This is a genomic window from Thiosocius teredinicola (assembly GCF_002009425.1).
GTDB classification, from domain to species: Bacteria; Pseudomonadota; Gammaproteobacteria; order Chromatiales; family Chromatiaceae; genus Thiosocius; species Thiosocius teredinicola.
Window position 1 is genome coordinate 284,349 of the sequence record NZ_CP019936.1, and the last position, 25,570, is coordinate 309,918.

Annotated in this window: 23 protein-coding genes; 16 read left to right on the forward strand and 7 right to left on the reverse strand. The window is 60.2% G+C overall.

Translation table 11 applies throughout. From position 1 onward, the window contains the following. Nucleotides 1-487: 487 nt before the first annotated feature. The 5 genes from B1781_RS01360 to B1781_RS01380 all read left to right on the forward strand — a co-directional run bounded on the left by B1781_RS01360 (nt 488) and on the right by B1781_RS01380 (nt 5,682). Entirely contained in the window at nt 488-823 is a 336-nt protein-coding gene (locus B1781_RS01360) for a hypothetical protein (protein WP_078117962.1), read from the forward strand. Further along, entirely contained in the window at nt 810-2,570 is a 1,761-nt protein-coding gene (gene menD, locus B1781_RS01365) for a 2-succinyl-5-enolpyruvyl-6-hydroxy-3-cyclohexene-1-carboxylic-acid synthase (protein WP_078117963.1), read from the forward strand. The genes B1781_RS01360 and menD overlap by 14 nt, the downstream gene beginning before the upstream one ends. A 15-nt stretch (nt 2,571-2,585) precedes the next feature. Then, nucleotides 2,586-4,070 carry a lipopolysaccharide biosynthesis protein gene (locus tag B1781_RS01370; RefSeq protein WP_078117964.1) on the forward strand — a complete coding sequence of 495 codons (1,485 nt, stop codon included), beginning with the start codon at nt 2,586-2,588 and terminating at the stop codon, nt 4,068-4,070. 7 nt (nt 4,071-4,077) lie between these two features. Continuing rightward, on the forward strand, nt 4,078-4,926 hold the full coding sequence (locus tag B1781_RS01375) for an SDR family NAD(P)-dependent oxidoreductase (protein WP_078117965.1): 849 nt from the start codon (nt 4,078-4,080) through the stop codon (nt 4,924-4,926). Between the two features lie 378 nt (nt 4,927-5,304). Continuing rightward, a complete protein-coding gene (locus tag B1781_RS01380; protein ID WP_078117966.1) occupies nt 5,305-5,682 on the forward strand; it encodes a hypothetical protein in 378 nt (125 codons plus the stop codon). Between the two features lie 150 nt (nt 5,683-5,832). On the opposite strand, the gene B1781_RS01385 is transcribed toward B1781_RS01380, so the two are convergent. The 4 genes from B1781_RS01385 to B1781_RS01400 are packed head-to-tail and all read right to left on the reverse strand — an operon-like array spanning nt 5,833 to nt 10,040. Further along, nucleotides 5,833-6,927 (reverse strand): dienelactone hydrolase family protein, encoded by a 1,095-nt coding sequence (locus B1781_RS01385; RefSeq protein WP_125931815.1) that lies wholly within the window; start codon nt 6,925-6,927, stop codon nt 5,833-5,835. A gap of 26 nt (nt 6,928-6,953) precedes the next feature. Continuing rightward, the gene (locus tag B1781_RS01390) at nt 6,954-8,168 is read right to left on the reverse strand and encodes an ABC transporter permease (RefSeq protein WP_078117968.1); all 1,215 of its coding nucleotides are present in this window, start codon (nt 8,166-8,168) and stop codon (nt 6,954-6,956) included. Beyond that, nucleotides 8,165-8,851 carry an ABC transporter ATP-binding protein gene (locus B1781_RS01395; protein WP_078117969.1) on the reverse strand — a complete coding sequence of 229 codons (687 nt, stop codon included), beginning with the start codon at nt 8,849-8,851 and terminating at the stop codon, nt 8,165-8,167. Before B1781_RS01395 ends, B1781_RS01390 begins: the two co-directional genes overlap by 4 nt. A gap of 7 nt (nt 8,852-8,858) precedes the next feature. Continuing rightward, entirely contained in the window at nt 8,859-10,040 is a 1,182-nt protein-coding gene (locus B1781_RS01400; protein WP_164513203.1) for an efflux RND transporter periplasmic adaptor subunit, read from the reverse strand. 351 nt (nt 10,041-10,391) lie between these two features. On the opposite strand from B1781_RS01400, the gene B1781_RS23060 reads away from it, so the two are divergent. Then, nucleotides 10,392-10,568, forward strand: a complete 177-nt coding sequence (locus tag B1781_RS23060; protein WP_164513204.1) for a hypothetical protein — start codon at nt 10,392-10,394, stop codon at nt 10,566-10,568. 568 nt (nt 10,569-11,136) lie between these two features. Beyond that, nucleotides 11,137-12,249 (forward strand): SGNH/GDSL hydrolase family protein, encoded by a 1,113-nt coding sequence (locus B1781_RS01405; protein ID WP_125931816.1) that lies wholly within the window; start codon nt 11,137-11,139, stop codon nt 12,247-12,249. A gap of 80 nt (nt 12,250-12,329) precedes the next feature. On the opposite strand, the gene B1781_RS01410 is transcribed toward B1781_RS01405, so the two are convergent. Beyond that, complete coding sequence (locus B1781_RS01410) at nt 12,330-12,944, reverse strand: bifunctional 4-hydroxy-2-oxoglutarate aldolase/2-dehydro-3-deoxy-phosphogluconate aldolase (RefSeq protein ID WP_334223842.1); 615 nt, start codon at nt 12,942-12,944, stop codon at nt 12,330-12,332. Nucleotides 12,945-12,961: 17 nt separating this feature from the next. Further along, nucleotides 12,962-14,824, reverse strand: a complete 1,863-nt coding sequence (gene edd / locus B1781_RS01415; protein WP_078117973.1) for a phosphogluconate dehydratase — start codon at nt 14,822-14,824, stop codon at nt 12,962-12,964. A gap of 171 nt (nt 14,825-14,995) precedes the next feature. On the opposite strand from edd, the gene B1781_RS01420 reads away from it, so the two are divergent. Next, nucleotides 14,996-15,925 carry an isoaspartyl peptidase/L-asparaginase family protein gene (locus B1781_RS01420; protein WP_078121867.1) on the forward strand — a complete coding sequence of 310 codons (930 nt, stop codon included), beginning with the start codon at nt 14,996-14,998 and terminating at the stop codon, nt 15,923-15,925. A 48-nt stretch (nt 15,926-15,973) separates the two neighbouring features. Here the strand turns inward: B1781_RS01420 and cynS are convergent, their stop codons facing one another. Further along, on the reverse strand, nt 15,974-16,414 hold the full coding sequence (cynS, locus tag B1781_RS01425; protein ID WP_334223843.1) for a cyanase: 441 nt from the start codon (nt 16,412-16,414) through the stop codon (nt 15,974-15,976). A gap of 290 nt (nt 16,415-16,704) precedes the next feature. On the opposite strand from cynS, the gene B1781_RS01430 reads away from it, so the two are divergent. From B1781_RS01430 to B1781_RS01465, 8 genes are all read left to right on the forward strand, one after another. After that, entirely contained in the window at nt 16,705-17,508 is an 804-nt protein-coding gene (locus B1781_RS01430; RefSeq protein ID WP_078121868.1) for an ABC transporter ATP-binding protein, read from the forward strand. Nucleotides 17,509-17,572: 64 nt separating this feature from the next. Continuing rightward, complete coding sequence (locus B1781_RS01435; RefSeq protein ID WP_164513205.1) at nt 17,573-18,808, forward strand: ABC transporter substrate-binding protein; 1,236 nt, start codon at nt 17,573-17,575, stop codon at nt 18,806-18,808. Beyond that, nucleotides 18,805-19,647: an ABC transporter permease gene (locus B1781_RS01440; RefSeq protein ID WP_078117975.1), complete on the forward strand. Its 843-nt coding sequence runs from the start codon at nt 18,805-18,807 to the stop codon at nt 19,645-19,647. The genes B1781_RS01435 and B1781_RS01440 overlap by 4 nt, the downstream gene beginning before the upstream one ends. 189 nt (nt 19,648-19,836) lie before the next feature. Then, nucleotides 19,837-21,435 carry a sigma-54-dependent Fis family transcriptional regulator gene (locus B1781_RS01445; protein ID WP_334223844.1) on the forward strand — a complete coding sequence of 533 codons (1,599 nt, stop codon included), beginning with the start codon at nt 19,837-19,839 and terminating at the stop codon, nt 21,433-21,435. 225 nt (nt 21,436-21,660) lie between these two features. After that, complete coding sequence (locus B1781_RS01450) at nt 21,661-22,209, forward strand: OsmC family protein (RefSeq protein ID WP_078117977.1); 549 nt, start codon at nt 21,661-21,663, stop codon at nt 22,207-22,209. 29 nt (nt 22,210-22,238) lie between these two features. Beyond that, the gene (locus B1781_RS01455) at nt 22,239-23,372 is read left to right on the forward strand and encodes an acyl-CoA dehydrogenase family protein (RefSeq protein ID WP_078117978.1); all 1,134 of its coding nucleotides are present in this window, start codon (nt 22,239-22,241) and stop codon (nt 23,370-23,372) included. Between the two features lie 44 nt (nt 23,373-23,416). Next, nucleotides 23,417-23,797 (forward strand): DUF302 domain-containing protein, encoded by a 381-nt coding sequence (locus tag B1781_RS01460; protein WP_078117979.1) that lies wholly within the window; start codon nt 23,417-23,419, stop codon nt 23,795-23,797. A 5-nt stretch (nt 23,798-23,802) separates the two neighbouring features. Further along, nucleotides 23,803-25,206 carry an FAD-dependent oxidoreductase gene (locus B1781_RS01465; RefSeq protein WP_125931817.1) on the forward strand — a complete coding sequence of 468 codons (1,404 nt, stop codon included), beginning with the start codon at nt 23,803-23,805 and terminating at the stop codon, nt 25,204-25,206. Nucleotides 25,207-25,570: the final 364 nt, after the last annotated feature.

The following is a 25,570-nucleotide window of genomic DNA, read 5'->3' on the forward strand; positions in this document are numbered from 1 at the left end:
AGCGCGCATTCCGGGGCGCCGTTCCAATAAACGGCGTTAGTCGCGATCCTGTCATCTGGCAAACTTATCTTTTAAGGTTGGAAGACGATTCGCGTGATCGGTTGTCAGTTGATGAGTGGGTCACAGTGATCGTTGACGACGGTCGCAAACGCTGGCTCGCAGGTCCCCCAACGCAGTTGTAGCTGGCTTTCCTGCGCGGTAATCTAGCACCGCGATCCGGTAGTAGCGCGTTCGCCCCAACCGGTCTGCAAAGCGGTAGATGATGTTAGTCCACCTCCTTTGCCAGAGGGTGTCCCAACGTCTGTGAGACCTGTAACGAGGTGCGAACCAGGCCCTTGTTTACTTAAGCGTGTTCGCAGTTTTTGATTGGCAACTGCAAGTGCCCGATATTGGGGCGGTGCGAAACGCGTATGCAGGTGAGTTTCGATGCGGTCGTCGAATGCGTCGTCGTGACGCGGTATGTGCTTGAGGCGCAAGATTGCGACGAATGAATAGATATGAGGTCGAGCAGTTGCTGAACAGCTGGGGTGCCGACATGCCGGAGGTGATCACCAAGCATCTCGATGCGTCGGCGGAACTCGGGTTGCACCCGTGGGTTCGGCGGAATGCGCTCGAGCACGTGTTGCACGAGGCGCGCGTTGTTGGTTTTGCCAGTCCATTCGGTACTGGCGTTCTAAAGGTCGCAGGCTGCGACACCAGCTACCTGAACCAAGCCAAGCAAGATACCAATCGATCTTCGTGTCGAACGAACGCGCATTTCGAGAACGCGCCGAATTTCATCCAGGTGGTCAGCAAGGAAGAGCGCAGATATGTATTCGGATGACCTCCTCGTTCAAGAACTCCTCGCTCTTCTCAAGGCCTACAATGTTCGCCACATCGTGATAGCGCCGGGAAGCCGGCACTACCCGATCACCAAGAGCCTCGAGCACGATCGGGATTTCACTCTCTACTCGGTCGTCGATGAGCGGTCAGCGGGGTTTTTCGCGCTCGGGCTGATTCAGGCCATTGGGGCGCCGGTGGCTACGCTCTGCACATCCGGCACGGCATCGATCAATTTCGGTTCGGCCGTTGTCGAGGCCTACTACCAGAAGCTTCCGCTGTGTGTGCTTACGCCGGACCGCCTACCCGAACTGCTCGGGCAGATGGAAGACCAGATGTTTCCGCAGACCACGATGTTCCAGGATTTCACCAAGTACGTGGCGCTGCTCAAACCGGTGCTTGGTCCACTGGACAAGTGGTTCGTCAATCGTGTGCTCAACGAGGCACTGGACGCGCTCACGACCAACGGCGGTGGGCCCGTTCAGATCAACATACCTATTCTCAATCCCGCGGAGAAAGACTTCGCGACTGCCGAGTTGCCGAAGTCACGTGTGATTCGGCGGCATCGTCATGTCCCAAGTCCGCCGGATTGGGCGGCAATCGGGCAGCGACTGCGTGGCAAGCGTGTCCAGGTGCTCTGGGGACAAAGTCCGCCGCCCACGCCGGCGCTGCAGGCAGCCTTCGATGCCTTTGCCCAGGCGTTCGACGTGCTCACATTGGCCGATCATCTTTCCAATCTCGATCATGCCAGCCGGGTGCGACTCCCGTTGCTCTACCTGCACCTGCCGGCAGCAAGGGCATCCGAGATGCGTCCCGACATTGTGATCACGGTCTTCGGAAACATCGTGTTTCAGGACAACGTGAATGCTTTGTTCCGCGGGTCAGCAGTCGAGCATTGGAGAATAGGTGAAGACGGCGATGTGTCCGACCCGTTCAGGCGACTCAGCGATGTGTTCGAGATGTCACCCGAGGAATTCTTTCGCGAAGCGGCCGAGGCCGTTTCGAGCGCCTCCCCTCAACAACGGTATCGCCAGGCTGCGATGACGCTGGTTGAACGGCTGCCGGAGTTTCCCCCGGATCTATATGGCGAAACGGCGGCTATCGGCCGATTCCTCGCGAGTCTTTCGCTGAATTGCGTACTGCACATCGCCAACAGCGCACCGATGCGCATGGTTCAGTTTTTTGACATCGATCGTTCTGTGCTGGTGCTGGCCAATCGCGGTATCAACGGGATCGATGGTTCGATGTCGGCGGCGGTCGGCTATGCCGCCGCGAGCGAGCGCCTTAATTTTCTCGTCTTGGGCGACCTTGCCTTCTTTTACGACATGAATTCGCTATGGATTCGCCATCGCCCCGAAAACCTGCGCATCCTCGTATTGAACAACGATGGCGGTGCGATCATGCATTCGTCCTGGGGATCATCGCCGCAGGTCGGCAAGCACGTATCCGCTGCCCACCACACCAGTGTTCGTGGTTGGGTGGAGTCACTCGGTATCCGCTATCTGTCGGCGACGGACTTCGCCGAGCTCGATGCGGCGCTGGTCGACTTCACGGATGACAATGCGGCCGAGGCCATGGTGCTGGAAGTCTTTACCGAGAAAACCTCCGACATTGTCCAGATGAAGGCGTTCTACGAGCAGATAAGTGACGACCTGCTCGGTGCAACGTTCAAGAAAAGATTCAAGATGCTGATGAAGCAGAGGCTGGAACAGATGGGCCTGCTCGACGCTGCAAAACGCATCCTGCGATAAAGCGGTTTCACGCCAATGACCGCGAGTGATGAACGCCTGAAGACAGACACGCTATCCAAGGGCGCCAAGGGCGGCGCGGTGGCGCTGGTCGGGCAAGGTGCCCAGTTGGTGATCCAGTTCGTCGGGACGGTGGTGCTCGCCCGCCTGCTCAGTCCGGACGACTTCGGTATCTTTGCCATGTTGACCGTGTTTTTGGGCATCGGGCAGCTAATCAGGGATTTCGGTATGCCTACCGCTGCACTGCAGGCCAGAAGCCTGTCGGAGCAGCAGGCATCGAATGTGTTCTGGGTGACCGCAGCGCTCAGCACGGCGGTCGCTGTGTTGCTGGTGCTGGCGACCCCGCTCATTGTTGCGTTGTACGACCAGCCGGAGCTGAGCCTGATCGCCCCGGCGATGGCGGGCGTGCTGGTTGTGAACGGCCTACAGGCACAATACAAAGTGCGCCTTGCCCGTCAGATGCGATTTTCGACGGTCACCCTGATTGCCGTGCTGGCGCAACTCGCTGGTCTCGGGGCGGGTATCCTGTCGGCCCTTCTCGGTGCCGGCTACTGGGCATTGGTGATTCAGGCGACGACTATGGCCACGGCGACCCTCGTGTTGTCGGTGGCGGCGTCGCGCTGGCTGCCGATGCGTCCACGACGGGGACATGGCTCTTTGCCCCTGCTGCACACCGGTGTTGCCAACGGTGCAGCCAGCTTGTTGGGCTACGCCGCTGATAACGCCGACAACCTGATGATCGGCATGATGTGGGGTGCGGGTGCATTGGGGCAATACAACCGTGCATTCCAATTGTTCATGTCTGCCGTGATGTCGTTTTTCAATCCGCTGACATCTGTGGTCGTGCCCACCGTGAACCGCGCCATCGCCGAAGGGCGCAGTTCGCAAGACATCCTCGCTCGTTCGCAAACGGCGTTGTGTGGCCCGGCGATCTGGTTGCTGATGGTCACCGCAGCGACGGCAGATTACCTGATCCCGCTTTTGTTGGGTGACCAGTGGGGGCAGACGATTCCACTGTTGCAGATTCTCGCCGTGGGCGGCGCGTTCAAGGCACTGAGCCAGACGAACTACTGGGCGTACTTGATCGAGCAGCAATCCAAACAGTTGTTGCTCAGCAATCTGGTGACCAAGCCCATGCAGATCGCGCTGATTGTCGTGGCTGCATTCCATTCCGTTGAAGCCGTCGCCTGGGCGTTTTCGTTGGGTCGTGCCATAACGTGGCCGATCAACGTCATCTGGTTGTGGAAGACGGCCGGGCAGGATCCCGTGCGCTTCGCAGCGAACGGCATACGGCTGGTGGGTTCAGCACTGATTGGGTTTGCCGTCACGGCATGGCTCTATTATGCCGTGCAGTTTGAATCGCCTTGGCTGGCGGTCTTGGCTGGTGCGACGCTGAGCACACTGACGTTCTTGGTGGTTGCAGTTCTGCTGCCTGGCGGACGACGCGAAGCAGTTGGTGCGATAGGGTTGGTTCGGATGATTTTGTCGAGAAAACGTGGATGACTCTGGAATGCTGGTGAAACGGTTAACGCGTAAGTTCAGGGCGGTCTGCCTGCGGTTGGCACAGCAGACGGCAACCTCTCGCACGTATGTGCTCGGCACAACTGATCCGAAGCCGCTGCTTGGCAAGGTGGCGGTAGTGACGGGCGGATCCGGCGCGCTCGGGCGTGCCATTGTTCAGCGGTTGGCCGTTGAAGGAGCGACCGTGTATGCCTTGGGCAGGGATGCGTCGCGTCTTGCGTCCGTGGTCGCAGAAGGCGTTGCTTTGGGCGCTGAGGTGCACGGCAGTCAGGTCGATTTGTCCGACGATGCTGCGGTTGAATCCTTCTTTGCGGACCTGCCTCGTCTCGACATTCTAGTTTGCAGCGCCGGTGGCTCCGAGCGCGATGCTGCCGCACCGATATGGCAACAGTCTATGGCGGTGATCGACGACGTGATTGCCAGCAATCTGCGAACGACCATTCAGTGCGTCGCCGCGGCAAGCCGCCGCATGTTGGGTGAGGGTGGGCGTATCGTGTGCCTCAGCAGTGTAATCGGCGAGCGCGGCAAGGCGCGTTTTTCCGGGTATGCCGCATCGAAGGCCGGAATCATCGGTTTCGTGCGCGCCGCAGCGATCGAGCTGGGTGAGCAGGATATTCGGATCAACGTTGTCTCGCCAGGCCAGATCCCGCGAGGAGACTTATCGCCAGACCAGTTGGTGTGGCAGCGTTCCTCGAACGTGTTGGGCGAGGTCGGAGCGCACGAAGACATCGCCGAAGCCGTAGCCTACCTCGTCGGTGATGGAGGTCGATTCATCACCGGCCATAACCTGGTCGTGGATGGTGGGCGTTCGCTGGGCTTGAGAGGAGATGCAAAGTAATCGAAGGTCGCTCTGTCTCCGTTCACTCGCAGCTTTGCCTGCAAGAGGCTATGGGACGGCGCGTTGACGGGTCGAAATCACGATGTCCATCTCATACCGTCGAACGGTTCGGTGGTCTTTTTTGCGCCGACTTGTATTCCCGGCCAAGAGAAAAAGCCGTGACGCGTGCGCCGGCCTGCATTCGCGCATGATCCACAAGAATGAAAGCAAACCGGCGGTAGAGTCCGTCCTGCCAGTATCTTCGCGTCCCTGGTGTCGTCAACGCCGATGTCCCTACCGCTGCATTATGGAAATCGGTAGCATTTGCCGGCAGCAGGCTTGGCCCGCCTCTAAGATGGCTGCCCGACAGGAACAAATAAGAAATCAAAGGATATCGATATGCTCGGTTGGTACTTCAGTGTATGCCGTCAGAAAGAGGATGGAACCCAGCCTGCCGATCCTCATGCAGAGCAGGGCGAGTGTCTCGCAACTTGGCAGGCTCGCATCCGCGGGCTCGACTGGATCGAGGAACTGATCGAACTTGGTCAGTGCAAACCGATGCACGGTTATGGCTATCCGTACCGAACCACGGCACAGGCCCGCTTCGTTCTGCCCCAGATCTTGAAGGGGCCGCCCCACGCGCGCGAGCACTTCACGGCGGCTTCCTACGAAATCGTCGTCGGCAAGCCGCACGATGGCCCGCTCGTGCATAAAGACCGCATCCTCGCCTGCCCGCCAGATGACTGGCTGATCATTCAGATCTTCGACGAAAGCTGACGCACGCCCCTGGGCGGGGTGTGTTGGTCGGCAACTCGCTCGAGGTTGGCGTGCTTCCACAATGCCGCGGTACGTCCACCGTGGATGGCTGTGATCTCTAAAATCGCGCTGCTTTGCCGATGCGGGTGTGCATCTCGCCCGGCTCAAGAACTACAGATTGCGCACAAAGAATCCTACGACCGTTCGACGCGCTTCGTAGGCCAGCGCAACATCGGGGATTATCTCGATCAGCGGCAAAACCCCGGTAGTAAAAAAGCTGCCTTCATCGCCAAAGGGGTCCGGCACGGTAATGGGAACCTGCAAGCGGTCCCAGGCGTGGAATGCGTCCGGATAGATTGCAATAGAAACGTCGGTGCCGTTGTTGCTGGCGGCCAACTGGTCGACCAGGGCTTCGCAGTTATCCGCACCATTGTCGTAGTCGTCTTCGGTCCCAACCTGGATCATCAGCGGTGCGCCTGTCAGATCCTGTATCTGGGTGCCGGCCTGTGCCGGCGTTATCCCCAGAGGGAGTATTGCCGGGTTGTTGGCGCCATAGCAAACAGGATAGTTGGCGACATGCGCGGCGAACTGCAGGCCCTGGCCGAACTGGTCCGCGTACAGTTCCTCGGCTGCTGCCAGGCTCATGACGCCACCCCAGGAGAAACCGAGTACGCCAATTCGGTGGGGGTCGATCGCATCGTGGTTTGCGAGAAATGCCAGTGACGCGAATGCATCCGGATAGGAAAGAATGGGAAGTGCCGGGCGGTTGTCGACGCCGGTAACACCGCGCGCCTCCCACATGTCGATCTCCAGCGTCGCGATACCGACCGCATTGAGCGCACGAGCATAAAAGTCGCCGCGCGAATCCACGCCCCCCGAGCCATGCAGAATCAGCACCGCGGGCATTGCTTGCGAGTGATACCGGTGACGAGAGCGGCAGGCTCTCGGCAGCATCAACTTACCTTTCATCGTGATCGGTAACTGCGTTTCGAGGTCGAGTGAAGCAAACTCGACAAAAGAGATGTCGGGTTTGCAGTGTTCGGGTTTGTGGTCGAAGCCGCGCGACTGTGCCGCCGACACCAAGAAGACACCGGCGGCAAAGACGATTGAAAGATAACGAAACGACGAATACGGCACCCTGACTCCCCTGCTCAGGTGAAAGATGTTTGCTTCGATCAACCTCTTCACTGTAGATCGGAAACCATCCACCTCAAGGATTTCAGCCACAATTCGTTCAGTTTTTGTCGTTTGATGCGCCAGCGGCAACCGCGCGGTGCGACTCCGAGCAATCGTTATTCGTGTCGCAGAGCCACAATGGGTGCGAAACGCGCGGCCTTGCGCGCCGGGTGTATGCCGAAAAAGACGCCGATGAAGCCGGCGAAAAAGAATGCCACAACGACCGACGTCAACGTGATGCTAACCGGCAACGCGGAAAACAGGGCAACGGCCGCTGCCGAGCCGACACCGAGCAGAATGCCGATGACACCGCCCACGCCGCTCAAGACGGCTGCTTCGAGCAGGAACTGCCAGAGGATGTCGCGTTGCCGGGCCCCCAACGCCATACGGATGCCGATCTCCCGAGTTCGCTCGCTGACCGAGACCAGCATGATGTTCATGATGCCGATGCCGCCGACCAGTAACGATACGAACGCGATACTGCCCAACAGCCAGGTGAAAACTCTGGCGCTTTCTTCAGAGGACTGCGCCAACTCCGCCCTATTGTAGGCGCGAAAATCATCGGGCTGCTCTTCGCTGAGTCGATGCCTGGAGCGCAGCAACACGTTGATGTCTTGCAGCACAGGGTCGGTCTTCTCCCTGCTGGGCACGGCGACGTCGATGCGGTGAACGTAGTTTACGCCCAGCAGCTTGCGCTGAACTGTCGTCACCGGCATGAATACAACGTCGTCCTGGTCGCTTCCCCATGCCGTAACACCTTTCGGCTCTAGCACGCCGACAACTCGGCAAAGTCCACCTTTTATGACCAGTGTCTCGTCGATTGGGTTGCTGATGCCGAACAATTCGCGCGCCGCCGTCTGACCAAGTACGCATACCTGGGTGGCGCCCGCGACCTGCTGATCGGTGATAAACGAACCGACTTCGAGCGTCCAGTTATGCACTACGGCGTAGTCAGCGGTGACGCCTTCGATAACGGTGCCCCAGTTATTCATCCGGCTGCGGACCTGGCCGCTGGCACGAATGCTGGGGGCTGCACCGATCAGGTCGGGCAGTCTAGAGATGGCCTCTGCGTCGTCGAGCGTGAGATTGATCTGCCCGCCGGCGCCACGCCGCACCCCGCCGCGCGAGAGACTGCCCGGTTTGATCACCAACATGTTGGTGCCCAGACTGGCCAGGGTTTCCGCTACCCGCTGCTGTGCGCCGGCGCCGATGGACAGCATCGTGATGACCGAAGCGACGCCGATGATCACACCCAGTGCGGTCAGTGCGGCCCGTAAGCGGTTGCGCCAGAGCGCATGCAATGCGAGTTGCAGCGTCGTAAGCCAGCTCATGCGATGTGCTCCGACAGTTCACCGTCGCGGACTTCGAGCACCCTGTCGGCGAAGCAGGCAACATCGGGTTCATGCGTGATCAGTACCACGGTCAGTCCCCGCTGTTTGTTGAGCATCTTGAGTACCGACATAATCTCGCTAGTCGTGTTGCTGTCGAGGTTGCCAGTGGGTTCATCTGCGAGCAGCAGCGAAGGCTTGGTGACCAATGCGCGGGCTATCGCCACGCGCTGCTGTTGTCCGCCTGAAAGCTGGGTCGGCAGATTGCCCTGCTTGTCGCGCAGCCCCATGTCAGCCAAGGCCTGGCCCGCCAAGCGGTCGCGCTCGCGTCGGTCCAGACCGGCATAGACCAGCGGGGTCGCGACGTTCTCCAAGGCGTCGGTTCTCGAGAGCAGGTTGAAGTCCTGAAAAACGAAGCCGATCTCGCGGTTGCGCAGAGCCGCGACCTGATCATTGTTCATTTCGGATACGTCGCGCCCTTTCAGCTTGTACTGACCATCATCGGCATGATCGAGGCAGCCGAGGATATTCATCAGCGTCGACTTGCCCGAGCCCGATGGCCCCATGATGGCGACGAACTCGCCTTGCTCGACAACGAGATCGACATCGTTGAGCGCGTGCACTGTTACGCCATCGAGGGAGTAGCGCTTACTAAGGCCGTGTGCCTCTATGACGGTTTGATTCATGACGAGGTCAAAACAGGCTGAGACCGAAGCGCGCTTGCTTCTCGGTTTTATGGGTGCCCGGCAATGCGACGGTCATGCCCTCGCGCAACGCGTCGTTCAAGACCTCGACCTGGCGCGGCCCGACGATGCCTGACGTAACGGTCACCGGGTGCAGTGAATCGTCTTCGACCGTCCAGATGACATGTTCATCGGGCGCGAGGTTGCGGCGCAGTTCCGCGACGCGTTCCTTTGAGATATCCGGAACGAAACGCAACGCGGCGTCCGGTACTTTCAATGCGTTTTCTCTACTCGCGATGAGAATCGAGATAGTCGCTGTCATGCCGGGCTTCAGCGCCAGATCCGGGTTGTCGACACGGATAATGGTGTTGTATTTGACCACGCCCGAGTCGACATTAGGCTGCAGTCGGATCTGCCCAACCTCGCCGTAGAAAGACCGGCCGGGATAGGCGAATACACTGAACCGAACGCGCTGTCCTTCCTTGACCTGGCCGATGTAGGCCTCGTCGACGTCGGCCTCGACCTGCATCTTGGTCAAGTCTCTGGCAATCGTGAACAGTGTCGGCGCCTGCAGACTTGCCGCGACGGTTTGTCCGACGTCGACGTCACGCGATATCACCACGCCATCGATCGGTGCAATGATTGTGGTGTAGTCGAGGTTGACCCGTTCTCGTTCGCGCGCGGCGTGCGCCTGAGCGACTGCCGCCTGGCGTAATTCGAGTTCTACGAGGGCTGCGTCGTGGGCGAAACGTGCGGCATCCATAACGGTTTCTGCCACCAGCTTCTTGCCGTGCAGGTTGGTCTGGCGGTCGAGTTCACGCTTCGCTTCGCGCACGCCGACCTCGGCTTTCTTCGCAGCCGCCTCCGCCGTCTTCAGACTGGCGTCTGCCTCCGCGAGCTTGGCGCGAAACACGGCAGGGTCGATTTGCGCTATCACGTCGCCTTTGCGCACGCGCTGATTGAAATCACTTCGCAGGTGCTGGATGGTGCCCGACACCTGGCTGCCGACCTGCACGGCATTCACCGGATTCAATGTGCCGGTTGCCGAGACGATCGCGGCAATCTCGCCGCGTTCCACCTTGGCGACCTTGTAAGCAGCGGTTGTCGCACTGCTCGTTTCATCGCCGAGTGTCCATGCAGCGATACCTGCGATACCGGTCAGCACAGCGACAGAGAGTAGAATTTTGTTCAAGTGTTGCATGCGCGATTGGACAGCCGCTGCGTCCGGATATTCGGATCGGAGATGTTTCAAATTGCGTCAGAAAGCCGTCCGTCAGCCTTTCGGTATCGAACGGCGCCCCAAGTCCGGCGCCGACTGCGATTGCCGATCTACATGCAGCACGCTGGACCGGACACCGATATTGAAGTCCGTCACATCGACCGAAACACCTCGTTACAATTGTTAACTGACGGGAAACCCTCTCTCCCCAGCCAGTGCGTACTATCACCGTCGCACCTGGCGAAAGCATTCATCACAACTTCGAGGCGCACTATGGCGCTGTGCATCCCAGGTAGCCCATCAAACTGAATGAGGTATGTACTTATGAAGAAGATCCTGACAGTCGCTGCTATGGCTTCGTTGTTCGCTTCCGTTTCGGCATTCGCCCATCACCCGGCTGCCGACATCGTCAATCCCGAGATCTACGAGATGATCGACGACAACGTTGCGGATACGCCACACGCCGACCTGGTCTTCGACGATATGGGAAGCAACCGCTAACGGTTGTTCCTCGCCGTTCGCTGAATGCGAACGGCTTGAGGTCGAATGAAACAATAAAGCCGCCGGTGTGAACATCGGCGGCTTTATTGTTTCATGTGAACCGGTCGACCAATGCCGCGCTGAGTGTCGGTAGTTGCAGCGCCCAAGATCAAGCCGTTCCGTCGTGATGTCGAAGCGCTGCCTTTCCGACGTCAACCGCGCAATGAAGTGCGTACACAGTCGACCCCATGAGGCGCATTGCCTGCGTCAACGAAGGCGTGCTTTGCAGGTCTTGTTGAGCTTCCAAACTCCCAAGAAAAACCAAAGAAGCGTAAACGTATGTAAGTGCGCGTTTGGTTGTGTTTGAGAACTACGTTCATTTGAGTTTGTGGCCCAATTCACGCTTGAGGCGTGATGTACATCAGTGTACAACGCACATCGTTCGGGGTTGGGCGCGCTTGTTAAAACGTGTTTTGTAACGCTGAGCAGACATGGTGCCTAGTTGCTGCGCGGCGACGTCAACGACGCAACGTCGGTTGTCGGTGTCGCGGCAGAGTTGTCTTTCATATCCTCAGGGAGGAGAGCTTGCGTGAAGCAGTTTTATCTTGTTCGTTTGTCTCAAGCCGTTGCGATGGCAGTGCTGGTGTTTTGTTCCGCGACCACGGTCGCCGCACCGCAGTATTCGGCAGTGTATGCTTTCGGTGACAGTCTGTCGGACAACGGCAATATTGCGAACATTACCGAAGCGGCGGGGCAGTCATTGCACCCCTTGTACTTCGATAGCTTTCCGAGTTTGATGCCGACAACGGCATACGAGGCGAGCCGCAAGATGACAAACAGCGGCCCTGTATGGGTCGAGTCGCTGGCCGCGGGACTTGGGTTGCCTGCACTGCCTTCGACGACAGGCGGTACGATCTACGCCACCGCAGGCGCCAATTCGACCGACAACTTGCCATATGTTCCCCCGGAACACGAAGCCGTGCTGTCTATCGAGGAGCAAACGCAGTTGTTCCTGGCCCAACATGGCGGCGCAGCGCCGTCCGATGCACTGTACGCGTTCTCAGAAGGCGGCAACGATTTGCTCGATGCAGTCACCTACGCTACGAGCCCGCAGCAGATCGGTGAGATCACGGCAGCATCGTTGCAGAGCTTTATCGGCTCGGTGACTGCTCTCGCACTCGCCGGCGCCCACGACATCCTGGTGGTCAACGTACCGAACCTCGGGTTGACGCCCCAAAGCCAATTGATGGACAACCTGATGCCCGGCTTCGCCGACAACCTGACGCTGATGTCGGCGGTATACAACGAGGCATTGGATATCTCTCTGTCTACGCTCGATCAGCAGCTGGCTGCCATTGGCGTGGACGTCAACGTGATGTTGCTCGATAGCTTCGGTTTGATTACCGATGTCGTGAACGACCCACAAGCCTACGGTTTCACCGAAGCCAACCAGGCATGCTTGGGCTTTGCACCGCAACAGCCCTGTGCCAACCCGGACGAGTACGTGTTCTGGGATGGCGCACATCCCACTGTCGCACTGCATAACCTGGCGGCCGCAGGCGCATTGAGCTTGCTCGATACCGAAGGTGAAGTCGGCGTGGGATCGGCCAATGTACCGCTGGCGCCGACGTTGTTGTTGCTGTTCGGCGGTTTGACGGGCTGGTCATTGAGCAAGCGTGGACGCGAGGTCCGCAACGCCTGACAGCCCAGCTTGGCCCGGTCGTGCCTTGGTGCGCCGGGCATCAGCAAGCAAGATAGATCTACTCTGCTCAGCTGGTTTGCTCAGCGACACGCCTCGCGGGCAAGCTCGGTGATACCGTCCCAGTCACCGCCGCGCATCAATGTTGACGGTGCTACCCAGGAGCCGCCGACACAGGCGACGTTAGGCAGCGCGAGGTAGTCGCGGAAACTCTCGGCGCTGATGCCGCCGGTCGGACAGAAGGTGAGTTCCGGAAAGGGGCTGGCCATGGCCTTGAGCATGCCGATGCCCCCTGCCTGTTTGGCCGGGAAGAGCTTCAGGTGGTTGAAGCCAGCATCGCGCGCCTGCATAGCCTCGCCCGGTGTGAACACGCCCGGCAAGAAGGGCAAGTCGTACTGTGCACTGGCCTTGGCCAGTGCCGGCGTCAGGCCGGGGCTCACGGCAAACTTTGCGCCGGCATCGATCACCTTGGCGAATTGTTCGGAATGCGTCAGCGTACCGACACCGACGATAGCGTCCGGCACGGATTCGGCGATGCTGCGAACTGCATCGATGGCAACCGGCGTGCGCAAAGTCACTTCGAGTACGCGCAACCCGCCGGCGACCAATGCCTTGGCCAACGGCACGGCGTGCGTCAGGTCTTCGATCACGATCACCGGCATAACCGGTGCGGCTTTCAGTATGTCTTCGATAGTCACGATGGAACCCCGCTGGGCTACTCGGTGGTGGATTGTGCAGTTGCTGGCAAGGGAAAGGCGTCGAGCATGATGCTCAGCGCACCTTGCTCCGCGCCATCTGCGCGTGCCCTGAAGCCATCAAACAATTCGCGCCCCAGTCCCCAATGGCTGGCAGACAGGTCGATCGGTTCGATGCTGCGTTGCTGCCATTCGTCGGGATCGACCAGCGCCTGTAATACACCATTCTCGCCGTCGACAAGAATCTCGTCACCATCTCGCACCCGCCCCAGTTCTCCACCGCTCAATACCTCCGGTGTGACATGAATGGCGGCAGGCACCTTGCCCGATGCGCCCGACATCCTGCCATCGGTCACCAACGCCACCTTGAAGCCGCGGTCCTGCAGCACGGTCAACGATGGCGTGAGCTTGTGCAGCTCGGGCATGCCATTGGCGCGCGGCCCCTGGTAACGCACGACGGCCACAAAGTCGCGTTCCAGCTCGCCGCGTTTGAACGCCGCGAGTACGTCATCCTGGTCGTTGAACACGATGGCTGGCGCCTTGACCACCCGGTGCTCGGGTTTGACGGCCGACACCTTGATGACGGCACGTCCGAGATTGCCGGTTAGCAGGCGCAGGCCGCCGGTTGAACTGAACGGCTCGCCGATCGGGCGCAGGACATCCGGATCGCCGGTAGTATGAGGCGATGCACGCCACGCCAGTTTGTCGCCATGCAGCCAGGGTTCTTCGGCATAGGTTTCGAGCGGCGCGCCCATGATTGTCTGCGCATCGCCGTGCATCAGTCCGCCGCTGATCAATTCGCGGATCATGAAGCCGCAGCCTCCGGCCGCCTGAAAGTGGTTCACGTCGGCCTTGCCGTTGGGGTAGATGCGCGCCAGCAGGGGGACCACTGCAGACAGGTCATTGAAATCGTCCCAGTTGATCATCACGCCGGCGGCGCGCGCCATCGCGACCAGATGCATCGTGTGATTCGTCGATCCGCCGGTCGCCAGCAATGCGGCAACGGCATTGACGATACTGCGCTCGTCGATCATGTGGCCGACCGGTATGAACTGATCACCGAGCGCCGTGATCGCCACTGCGCGCTGCGCGGCTTCACGCGTCAATGCGTCCCGCAAGGGCGTGCCCGGATTGACGAAGGCGCTGCCGGGAATGTGCAGTCCCATGGCCTCCATCATCATCTGGTTGCTGTTGGCGGTGCCGTAGAAAGTACAGGTGCCGGCACTGTGATACGACTTGCTCTCCGCTTCGAGCAGTTGATCACGCGTGACCTTGCCCTCGGCGAAGAGTTGGCGGGTTTTGGCTTTTTCGTCGTTCGACATGCCGCTGGTCATCGGGCCTGCCGGTACGAACACCGCGGGTAGGTGACCGAAGGTCAGCGCTGCGATGGTCAATCCCGGCACGATCTTGTCGCATACGCCCAGATATAGAACGGCATCGAAGGTGTTGTGCGACAGCGCGACGGCCGTCGCCATTGCGATCGTGTCGCGACTGAACAGCGATAACTCCATGCCCGGTTGGCCCTGGGTGACGCCATCGCACATGGCCGGCACGCCACCGGCGAACTGTGCCGTTGCGCCGACCTGGCGCGTCGCTTCCTTGATGAGTTCCGGGTAGTGCTCGAAGGGCTGGTGGGCCGACAACATGTCGTTGTATGCCGAGACGATCGCCAGGTTCGGGTGGCGCAGTTCGCGCAGTACTCTCTTGTCGCCGCTGGGAAAGGCGGCGAACGCGTGCGCCAGGTTGGTACATGACAGGGCTTTGCGCACCGGGCCGGTGCCGATGGCCTGGTCCACGCGTGCAAGGTAAGCGGCCCGCGATGCTTTGCTGCGATCGATGATACGCTGCGTTACGCGTTCCACTTCAGGATGTAACTGGGGCATGGCTTCTCCCTGGGCGATGGCGGGCGGTTCGGCGGGGCCGTGGAAGGCGCACTTGTGGGACCGGGTACGCTGATGTTTGCAATTGCCGTGCCCCGGGTCAACGCAGCAAAGCTATGCTTTGTGCACGCAGATGCGGGTCCGTGCCGCACACGGCAGGTCGAAGCAAAGAATATGTCGGACAAACATTACTCCTTGATGATCCACGGCGGTGCCGGTGCGCGTAGTGAGCTACACGACGCAGACCGCGCAGCAGGCTACCGCAGCGGGCTGCAGCGGGTGTTGGAACAGGGCCGGGCGATGTTGGCGTCAGGCGGCCGGGCGATCGATGTCGTGACCCATTGTGCGGCCCTGCTGGAAGATGACCCGATGTTCAACGCCGGACGCGGTTCGGTACTCAATGAGCAGGGCGCCGTTGAAATGGATGCGGCGTTGATGGACGGCAGCAACCTGGGTGCTGGCGCGGTGGCCGGCGTCCATCATATCGCCAATCCGATCCGCCTGGCCCGGCTCGTGATGGAAAAAACGCCGCACCTGATGCTGATCGGCGACGGTGCGATGCGATTTGCCGATGAGTGCAGCATCCCGCGACTGCAGGATGACGAGTTTCTGTTGCCTTACCGGTTGGCGCAACTCGAACATGCCCGCCAAGCGGGCAAGACCGAGCTTGATCATACCGGGCGGGCGATCCCGGACAAGTACGGCACGATCGGTGCCGTCGCACGCGACCTCGACGGTAACCTTGCGGCAGCCACCTCGACCGGTGGCATGACCAACAAGCGGGTCGGCCGCGTCGGCGATACGCCGATCGTTGGCGCGGGCGTCTATGCCGACAACGAAACCTGTGCGGTGTCGGCGACCGGTGTCGGCGAGCACTTCATGCGCACGGTGTTGGCCAAGACCATTGCGGACTATATGCAGATGCAAGGATTGGATGCGGCATCGGCGACGCGGGCCGGGCTGGCGTACCTGCAGCGGCGCGTCGCCGGCCAGGGCGGCGTCATCGTCGTTGGGCACGATGGGCGTTGCGCAAGTGGTTTCACTACGCCGGCGATGTTGCAGGGTTGGATAGAGCGATCCGGTGAGGCGGTCGTGCAGCTCTGACGGGCACAGCGCAGCCTGATGGCTGCGCGCCCCTATGCAGATTGTCCGTTACCAGGATTTATACGGCAGGAACTTACCGTTCAGGGTGACGACGACGCGATCGCCTTTCGGATCTTCTTTCTTGTCGATGTCCATCGTGAAATCGATGGCGCTCATGATGCCGTCACCAAACTTCTCGTGAATCAGCTCTTTAATGGTCTCGCCATAGACGCCCACGATCTCGTACCAGCGATAGATCACCGGATCGGTCGGCACGGTCTGTGACCAGGTCTTGTGCGGGAACGCCTGCAGCGCTTCGGCAACCTCGCTGCCGAGGCCAAGCACCTCGGCGACCGCTGCGGCCGGTTTGGGATCGAGATGGTTCATGCCCAGACAAGCCGAACAGACATACTCGGTCGAAAGCTCGGCGGCATCGCCAATGGCCTTCCAGGTCAGTCCCTGTTCTGTCTTCGCCGCCAGAATGGCAGCCTTCATTTCCGCTTTGTTCATCGAATTCCTCTAGGTTCAGTTAGCGACGGATCGCAAGCCTGAACCCGCTGCAGCAAGAGGGGTGCCAATGGCGTCCGGCGCAGTTCGCATCATTAATAGGGACGATTCGGCAGGGGCCGTGTGCCGCGGATTGTCCACTGCTGCAGTCGCTGAGAAATGTCGGACATTGTCATCATTGTCCATGCGCTGGCAGCCGGATGGATACGCAATTCGCTGAAATCAAGGCGAATATCGCGCTGGCACGATGCCTGCAGAAGTTGACGCGAATCAAAAACCGAGAGGCTCACCCGATGAGCGATTACGTCCGCGTCGACTATGTCAGCCACACCTTCAAGGGTCAGAAGGCGCCCACCCTCAGCGATATCGATGTGACCATCGGCAGCGGTGAGCAGGTCGCTCTGATCGGTCGCAGTGGCTGCGGCAAGTCGACGCTACTGCATATGCTCGCCGGCTTGATGATGCCCTCGGAAGGCTGCGTGCGCATTCATGGGCACCAGCTCACCCGACCGAGCGCCAAGTGGAACATGATGTTTCAGAAGCCGTCGCTCTACCCATGGATGAGTGTTGCCGACAACGTGGGCCTGGGCCTGGCGTTCGCCGGCAAGAAGGACCCGAAGCGCGTTGCCGATCTGCTCGATCTGGTCGGACTGAGCGACAAGGCCAAGGCCAACCCGCAGAGCCTGTCCGGCGGTCAGCAACAGCGTGTGGCCCTGGCGCGCTCGCTGGCCACGTCCCCCGACATGCTGCTGCTCGACGAGCCGTTCTCTGCGCTGGATGCCTTCACGCGTTCCAGTCTGCAGGACGAGGTCTCGCGCATCGCGCGTGAACAGAGCCTGACGATGGTCATGGTTACGCACGATATCGAAGAGGCCGTGGCGATGGCCGATCGGGTGCTGATCATGGCCGCCGAGCCCGGTCGTATCGTCGGCGAGATGCATGTCGATCTCGATTTTCCGCGCAACCGCGCGACCCCTGAGTTCAGTCGTCAGCGTGAAACCCTGATGACGACGTTCGAACAGTTGGTGGGTGATGAGTCGGCGGCGACGAGCAAGGTCGCACCGGACGAAGCCAGCGACGACCTCGAAGCTGCCTGATTCCCGAATTTTCGCAGACCCACCTAAGGGTTTCCCAGAAAAGTTGCCGAGAAGGATTGATCCCATGAACGAATTTGATGATGAGTTGAAGTACATCGAACAGCACGAGATGAGTCGTCGCGATTTCATGCTCGACATGATGGCGGCCGGCGGCATGATGGGTGCCGGGCTGAGCCTGTCGGCGTCGGCATTTGCCAATGCCCAAGTGCCCGACGACGAGGTTGTGCGTATCGGCTATCTGCCGATCACCGATGCCACCGCGCTGTTGGTGGCACACGGCATGGGCTTTTTCGAAGACGAAGGCCTGAAGGCGGAAAAGCCGACGTTGATCCGCGGCTGGTCGCCACTGGTCGAAGGATTCGCTGCCGGCAAGTTCAACCTGGTGCACTTCCTCAAGCCGATCCCGGTGTGGATGCGCTACAACAACAACTTCCCGGTCAAGATCATGTCGTGGGCGCATATCAACGGTTCGGCGTTGGTCGTCGGCAAGCACATCAAAGCGGAAGATTTCAAAGACCTGGGCGGTAAGCAGGTCGCTGTGCCTTACTGGTACTCGATGCACAACATTGTGCTGCAGATCGCGCTGCGCGAAGCCGGCTTGAAACCCGTCATCAAGGATCAGAGCGAGGCGCTCGCGGCCGACGAGGTCAACCTGATGATCATGCCGCCGCCGGACATGCCGCCCGCCCTGGCGGCCAAGAAGATCGACGCCTTCATCGTTGCCGAACCGTTCAACGCATTCGGTGAACTGAAGGCCGGCGGCAAGATGTTGCGCTTCACCGGCGATATCTGGAAGAACCATCCGTGCTGCGTGGTGTGCATGAACGAGAACACCGTGAAGGCCAAGCCGGAGTGGACGCAGAAGGTCATGAACGCCATCGTGCGCGCCGAAGTCTATGCGCAGGAGAACAAGGAAGAAGTGGCGCGCATGATGTCGAAAGACGGCAAGCGTTACCTGCCGATGCCGGCCAAGGCCGTGGTGCGTGCGATGACGTTCTACGACGACGCCAAGTACGCCTCGCCGGACGCGATCCGTCACCCGGAATACGGCAATGGCCGCATCGACTTCTCACCCTATCCGTATCCGTCGGCGACCAAGCTGATCGTCAATGCGATGAACGAAACACTGGTCGGGGGTGACAAGACCTTCCTCGACGGACTCGATCCGCAGTTCGTCGCCGACGACCTGGTGGATTACGAGTTCGTCAAGGCTGCGATGGCCAAGTACCCGGGATGGGAAAAGGCACCGGGTGTCGATCCGGCCAACCCGTATGAACGTGTCGAGGTCGTCAAGGTATGAGTAGCGTTCAGTCGATCACCGGCGAACATCTCACCGCCAGGGATGGCGGCATCGATTGGGGGTCGCTGATGCGAAGCGTTCTTGCACGGTTGGCCTACCCGCTGGCCGGGATCAGTATCCTGGTAGCGGTCTGGTGGTTCGGCGGCTATCTGATTGCGAGCAATCCGGATACCGAGTCGTTCGCCGATTTTGCACCGGTGCCGGCGTTCATTCGCCTCGGCGACCTGCTCGAGTCGGGCGCGGTTTGGACAGCGGTGTTTCCCAGCCTGGAACGGATCGGTTACGGCCTGTTGTGGGCGGTACTGATCGGCGTGCCGACCGGCGTCGCCATCGGGCTGTACGCCAGCCTGCGTGAACTCTCGCACGTGCCGTTTCAGTTCCTGCGCATGATCAGCCCGCTGGCCTGGATGCCGATCGCCGTGCTGGCATTCGAGACCTGGGATGCGGCGATTGTGTTCCTGGTCGCGGTGGCGGCAATCTGGCCGGTGTTGTTTTCGTCGGCGCAAGGTGTGCGCCGGATCGACCCCTTGTGGTTCAAGGTGGCGCGCAATCTTGGTGCCGACGGTCTGCAGATGCTGCGCAGGATCATCTTCCCGGCGATCGCACAGGACATCTTTGCGGGTATTCGCCTCGCGGTCGGTGTGGCCTGGATCGTGTTGGTGCCGGCCGAGTATCTCGGCGTGACCAGCGGTCTGGGTTACGCGATCAACGATGCACGCGATACCCTGGAATACGACACGCTGGCGGCGATGGTCGTTGTCATCGGTGTTATTGGTTTTCTTCTCGACGGTATCTGCGTGACCCTGATTCGCCGCTTCAGTTGGCACCAGGAAGGCTGAGCGGCCCAACCCGATAGCTCGAAGCACCGTTTTGGCGCGCTGCTGCCCCGTTTAGGGGCCGCGGCGCGCGAATGTTCGCGAAGGCGGTCATTAATGCACCACGCCGGGTCTGATTAACCGGTGCAGCCAGTTTAGTGGCCCCAATCTTGCTCTCCAGTGCCAATGTCGTCATTGTCGTGCCGAGTCAAGATGGGAAACCACAACGATACCAATACCGAATCAGAGCTGCTGGTCTTGCAAGAGGCCGCCAAGCTCATCACCAAGTCCACCGATCCCAAGCCTGCCATTCAGGGCATCCTGCGTCTGTTGTCCGAACTGTTGGGGTTGAACCGCGGCCGCGTACTGCTGCCCGAGGATGAGACGGGAACGCTGTCTATCCGTTACGCCTATGGTCTGAGGCCGCAGGAACGGGTGCGCGGACATTATTCGATCGGCGAGGGCATTACCGGGCGCGTCTTTCAGACCGGGCAACTGGCGTTGATCCCCGACATCGACGATGAACCGGCCTACCTGGCGCGCGCGGTTGACCGCACCACCTTGCCGAACGAGGCGGTGGCCTACATGGCGGTACCGATCGTGCTCGAGGAAACGCCGGTCGGGGTATTGGCGGTGCATCGTCTGCGCAACCGCGATCATCCCTTCCAGCGTGACCTGACTCTGTTGCAGGTCGTGGCCACACTGGTCGGCCAGGTACTGCAGGTGAAGGCCTTGGTCGATGAACGCACCGCGCAGCTCGAATCCGAAAACCGCCTGCTGCGCAATCGGATCGAGAGCCACGGAGCCAAGTACGGCATTCTCGGGGAAAGCCCGGCGTTGCAGCAGGCCGTGCAGCAGGCTCTGCAGGTCGCCAAGACCGGTACCACTGTGTTGCTGCTCGGTGAGTCGGGCACCGGCAAGGAACGTTTCGCGCGCATGCAGCATATGGCCGGCAACTGTAGCCAGGGCCCGTTCGTGTCCGTGAATTGTGCGGCGATACCGGCGAGCCTGATCGAATCGGAACTGTTTGGGCATGAGAAAGGCGCGTTCACCGGTGCGACCTCGACCAAGAAGGGCAAGATCGAATTGGCCAACGGCGGCACGCTGTTTCTCGACGAAATCGGCGACCTCGAACTCGATCTGCAGGCGAAGTTGTTGAAGGTGTTGGAGAGCCGCGTGATTCAGCGCGTCGGCAGCACGCGAGATGTTCCGGTCGACGTGCGCATCGTCGCAGCAACGCACAAAAACCTGCAGGAAGCGGTGAACGCCAACCGTTTTCGTCTCGATCTTTTCTACCGCCTCAACGTGTTCCCGATACGTCTGCCGCCACTGCGCGCCAGGCAGGGCGACGTCGCCGTGTTGGCGCATCACTTTCTCAAGGCAGCCAACGAGGAATACGGCAAATCTGTCGAGTTCGGCATGGGCAGTATCGACCTGCTCGAAGCCTATCCGTGGCCGGGCAACATCCGACAGCTGGAAAACCTGGTGAAGCGTGCCGTGCTGCTGACGCCGGGCCCGGCGATCGGTCGCAAACTGATGCAGGACATCCTCGCCGAAGAAGGTGGGATCGCGTCGCCGGGTGGCCACGAAGCGGCAGAGATCGCGCCGCCGCGAACCGTCTCGGAAAGCAAGACGATCAATGCCGTGCCCGACAACATGCGGCCGTATTCCAAGGTGCAGGAAGACGAGGTTGACCAGATCGTGGAGGCTCTGCGTCTGCATCGCGGCAACAAGACGAGGGCAGCGATCAGCCTCGGCCTGACGCCACGACAGTTACGCTACCGCATGGTCAAGCTGAACATCGCCAGTTGAGCGTCGCCGGCACATCGTCATTGGACATGACAATCTGACAATTGCCGCCGGCTGGTTCGACAATGTCGACAATTACAGACGCGGTTATCGTTCGTTCACTACCAGGGGACGAGCGATAACTTCTTAGGTATCTGAAACTACGCAGGTTTTCTCCCTTGGCATAGGGTTTGCTATGACAGCAATGCAACATTGCTTTCAACACAACAAACCCGGAGAGATCCCTGTATGAGTACTTCCCCACAGACCATCGCCAAGTCCATGAGCTGCCTGCGTCCGATCGACTCCGAAGGCCTGCAGGCGCTGGGCGAAAAAGGCAAGGCAAACCCGAGCTCGGTGGTTACGCTCAAGGCCAAAACCGTTTGCGAAGGTCAGTTCCGTATGCAGACCTATGTGCGCAATCTCGAGCCGATGCTGATCGACGAACCGCCGCACCTGCTCGGTGAAGACAACGCGCCGAATCCGTCAGAGGCCGTACTGGCCAGCCTCGGTGCCTGTCTGGCAGTGGGCGTGCATGCCAACGCGACGGCGCGTGGCGTGAAGCTGTCGAAGCTCGAACTCGAACTCGAAGGTGACATCAACGTGACCGCCGTATGGGGTACCGGTGATCTCGACGAAGCCAAGACCCTCGGTTTTTCCGCGGTACGCGTCAAGATCGCCGCCGAAGGCGATGCGCCCAAAGAGCAGATCGACGAAATCATTTCTCACTCGAATGTCTGGTCGCCGGTTGCCAACACCCTGCGTAACAACGTCGCTGTCGAGGTGACGCCCGCCTGATCGCGGCCGAGGTAGTCGAGGAGAACAACATGAGTCTGAACGCCGCCAAAGAACTCAAGGCCGTGCTGCCGCTTGAGGAACAGCTCACGATAACCCGCGCGCTGGTCAAGCAAGAGCTTTCACCGCTGACGGTGAAGATCGACCTTGAAGGGCTTTATCCCGAATCGTTTCTGCGCCAGCTGGGCGGGGTCGACGGCTACCGTCAACACCTCTCGATGGCACGTCCGGATGGCGAGACCGACATGGGGGCGGCGATTCAGACCATGGGTGCCGTTTCGCACGAATGCCTGTCCACCGGGTTTGCCGTATGGTGCCAGGACACCTGTGCCTGGTACCTGCAGAATGCCGCCAATCCGGTCGTGCGTGACGCCTGGTTGCCGAAACTCGCCAGCGGCGAGGTGCTCGGCGGTACCGGCATGTCGAACACGATGAAGGCGTTCGCCAACATCGAGCCGCTGCGCCTCAAGGGCAAGCGAGTCGATGGCGGCTACATCGTCAACGGATCCCTGCCGTGGGTTTCCAACCTCGGTGAGAATCATGTGTTCGGCACGCTGTTCGCGCTCGAAGGCAGCGAAAACCAAACGATCATGGCGCTGGTCGACTGCAGTGCCGAGGGCTTTACGCTGCGCCAGTCGGCGCACTTCACGGCGCTCGAGGGTACGCGCACCTTTGCCTGCTTCTTCGAGAACGTGTTCATACCGGATGAGATGATCATCGACGATGACGGTGCGGCGTTTCTCAAGCGCGCGCGTGCCGGCATTGTGTTGCTGCAGCTCGGTATGGGCGTCGGCAACGTGCAGTCTTGCATCGACCTGTGCCGCGAAGTCGAGCCGCTGCTCGGCCACGTGAACGGCTATCTCGACGATCGGCCCGATGAGTTGCAGGAAGAACTCGACGATGCGGTCGATGCCTGCATGGCATTGGCGGAAGATCCGTTTGAAAAATCGGAGGAGTTCTTCCGCGAGGTATTGCAGTTACGTCTCTCCGCCGGCGAGCTGGCGTTACGCGCCTCGCAGTCGGCAATGTTGCACACCGGCGCCAAGGGATATCTGCGAACTGCGCCGGCACAACGCAAACTGCGTGAATCCTATTTCGTGGCGATCGTGACGCCTGCCATCAAACACCTGCGTAAGGAACTCGACGCCTTGTCGCGCGCTGCCTGATGCGGTCGCCTGCCGATCGTCGTACCAACGGAGACAGTTAATCGATGAAGACCATTACGACCAGCCTGGCTGCGGATGAAGCAGTCGAAAAGCTGATCGCCGCAATCGCCGAAGTCGAGCTTCGCCTGGTTGCCCACATCAACGGCCAGGCGAATGCCGCAAAGCTCGGCAAGACAGTGCCGGCCGACCAAATTCTTGAAGTGTTCCGGCCGGATTTCGCGATCCGTGTGTGGGGCGCCTGCAAGCCGGCAGGACATGACATTCCGTTGCGAATCCATGTCTACGAAGACGGCGATACAACCAAGGTGGCGTGTCGATTGCCGACCACCGTGTTCGAACCGTTCGGATCCGCCGAGCTCGATGCCATCGGCGCCGAGCTCGATCCATTGTTCGATAAAATCCTGGCAGCCGTGCCGGAAGCGTGAAAGTTATGAATGACGCATCGTTCATGCGCTGGATCTGTGATGCCTGCGGTTATATCTATGACGAGGCCAAGGGTGATCCTGACTCCGGCCTCGCGCCCGGTACACGCTATGCCGACATCCCGGAAGATTGGGAATGTCCGCTGTGCGGCATGAAAAAAAGTGATTTGCGCCTGTTGCCCGAGGCGAAGCCTGCAGTTGCTTCCCGGCCCGCTGCATCGGCAGCGGGAAAATCTGCATTGTGTAAGGGTGGTGACGAGTATGTCGTTATCGTCGGCGCCGGTATCGCCGGTTGGTCGGTAGCCGAAGCAATCCGCCGCCGCGAGCCGACACGTCCGGTGTTGCTGGTCAGCGCCTGTCCCGGCCTGGTCTATCCCAAGCCGGCGATATCGATGGCGTTGGCCATGAACAAAAAGCCGGAAGACCTCGTGGATACCGATGCGGCAGGCAAAGCCGCTGAACTCAACATCGAGGTAAGAACCGACACACGCATCGTCAAGCTTGATACCCGACGCCGCCGACTGACCACAGTCCGCGGTGGTATCCAATACGGCAAGCTGGTGCTGGCATTGGGTGCGCACCAGCGGGTGCTGCCGTTAGACGGCGATGCCGCAGACGATGTTGCGCGCGTCAATGATCTGGGTAGCTATAAGCAGTTTCGTGCGAAGCTCACGCCCGAGGTCAAGCACATCACCATCCTGGGGGCGGGCCTGATCGGTTGTGAATTCGCCGATGATATGACGAGCGCCGGTTTCCAGGTGACGGTAGTCGATCCGGCCGACAGGCCATTGCAGAGCCTGGTGCCTCGTGCCGTTTCCGCTGAGTTGGTGAGCCGGCTTGCGCACAAGGGTGTCGATTGGCGCCTCGGATCGACGATGTTGTCTCTGGCGAAAGCCACCAAGGGTTACAAGGCGGTGCTGGATGACGGCTGTAGTGTGCAGACCGACATCGTGCTGTCTGCCGCTGGTTTGATTCCCAACACGCAGCTTGCCGCCAAGGCGGACTTGGCAATCGATGCCGGTGTGGCCGTCGACAACACCATGCGAACGAGTGCTGAGCATGTGTATGCCGTCGGTGATTGCGCTTCACTGGCGGGCCAGGTGTTCGCCTACATCGAGCCGATTCGCCGTCAGGCAGAGGCGATAGCCGCCGACATTGCCGGCGCCCGCGAGCGCTTCATGCCGCTGCCGCCGTTGGTCAAGGTCAAAACGCCCACCATGCCGATCAGCGTATGCAAGCCGTCCGGTGCGGTCGCCGATGATGACTGGGTGGCGATTGAAGAAAACGGCGACAGCCTGCACTTCGAGATCGCGGGCCCCGACACCATCGCCGGTTTCGCCTTGGCCGGCGACGTTGCCTCGCAGGCCGGCGGTCACTATCGCCGCCTCGGCGGACAAACACAGGCCGCTTGATAGCGCGCTGAGCGAGCCGTGCAGATTTTGCGTAACGCTCAGCCATAGCATAAGCCGAGTTTTTGGCCGACTGGATGGGCTCTGGAATGACCCGAACTTGCGACGCAGTGCACTGGTGCTGCGTCGATCAGCTGGATCAGGGTGACGTCGCTTCAGTTTGATGCGAGCAGCGTCCGTATTGAAGCATCGGTCTGCCGGCTGCGTTGTTTTTGAATGCGCTGTTTCGCTCTTGCGGCGAATCCCGCCGGTCCAGGGGGGCACCGGACATCGTCTGGAGCGACGTTCCGCTGGTAGCCGCAAGAGCTCTCTCCCATTCGCATGCGTTACTGTCGGAACAGAAGTCCTGCAACAGGTTCAGTTCGAA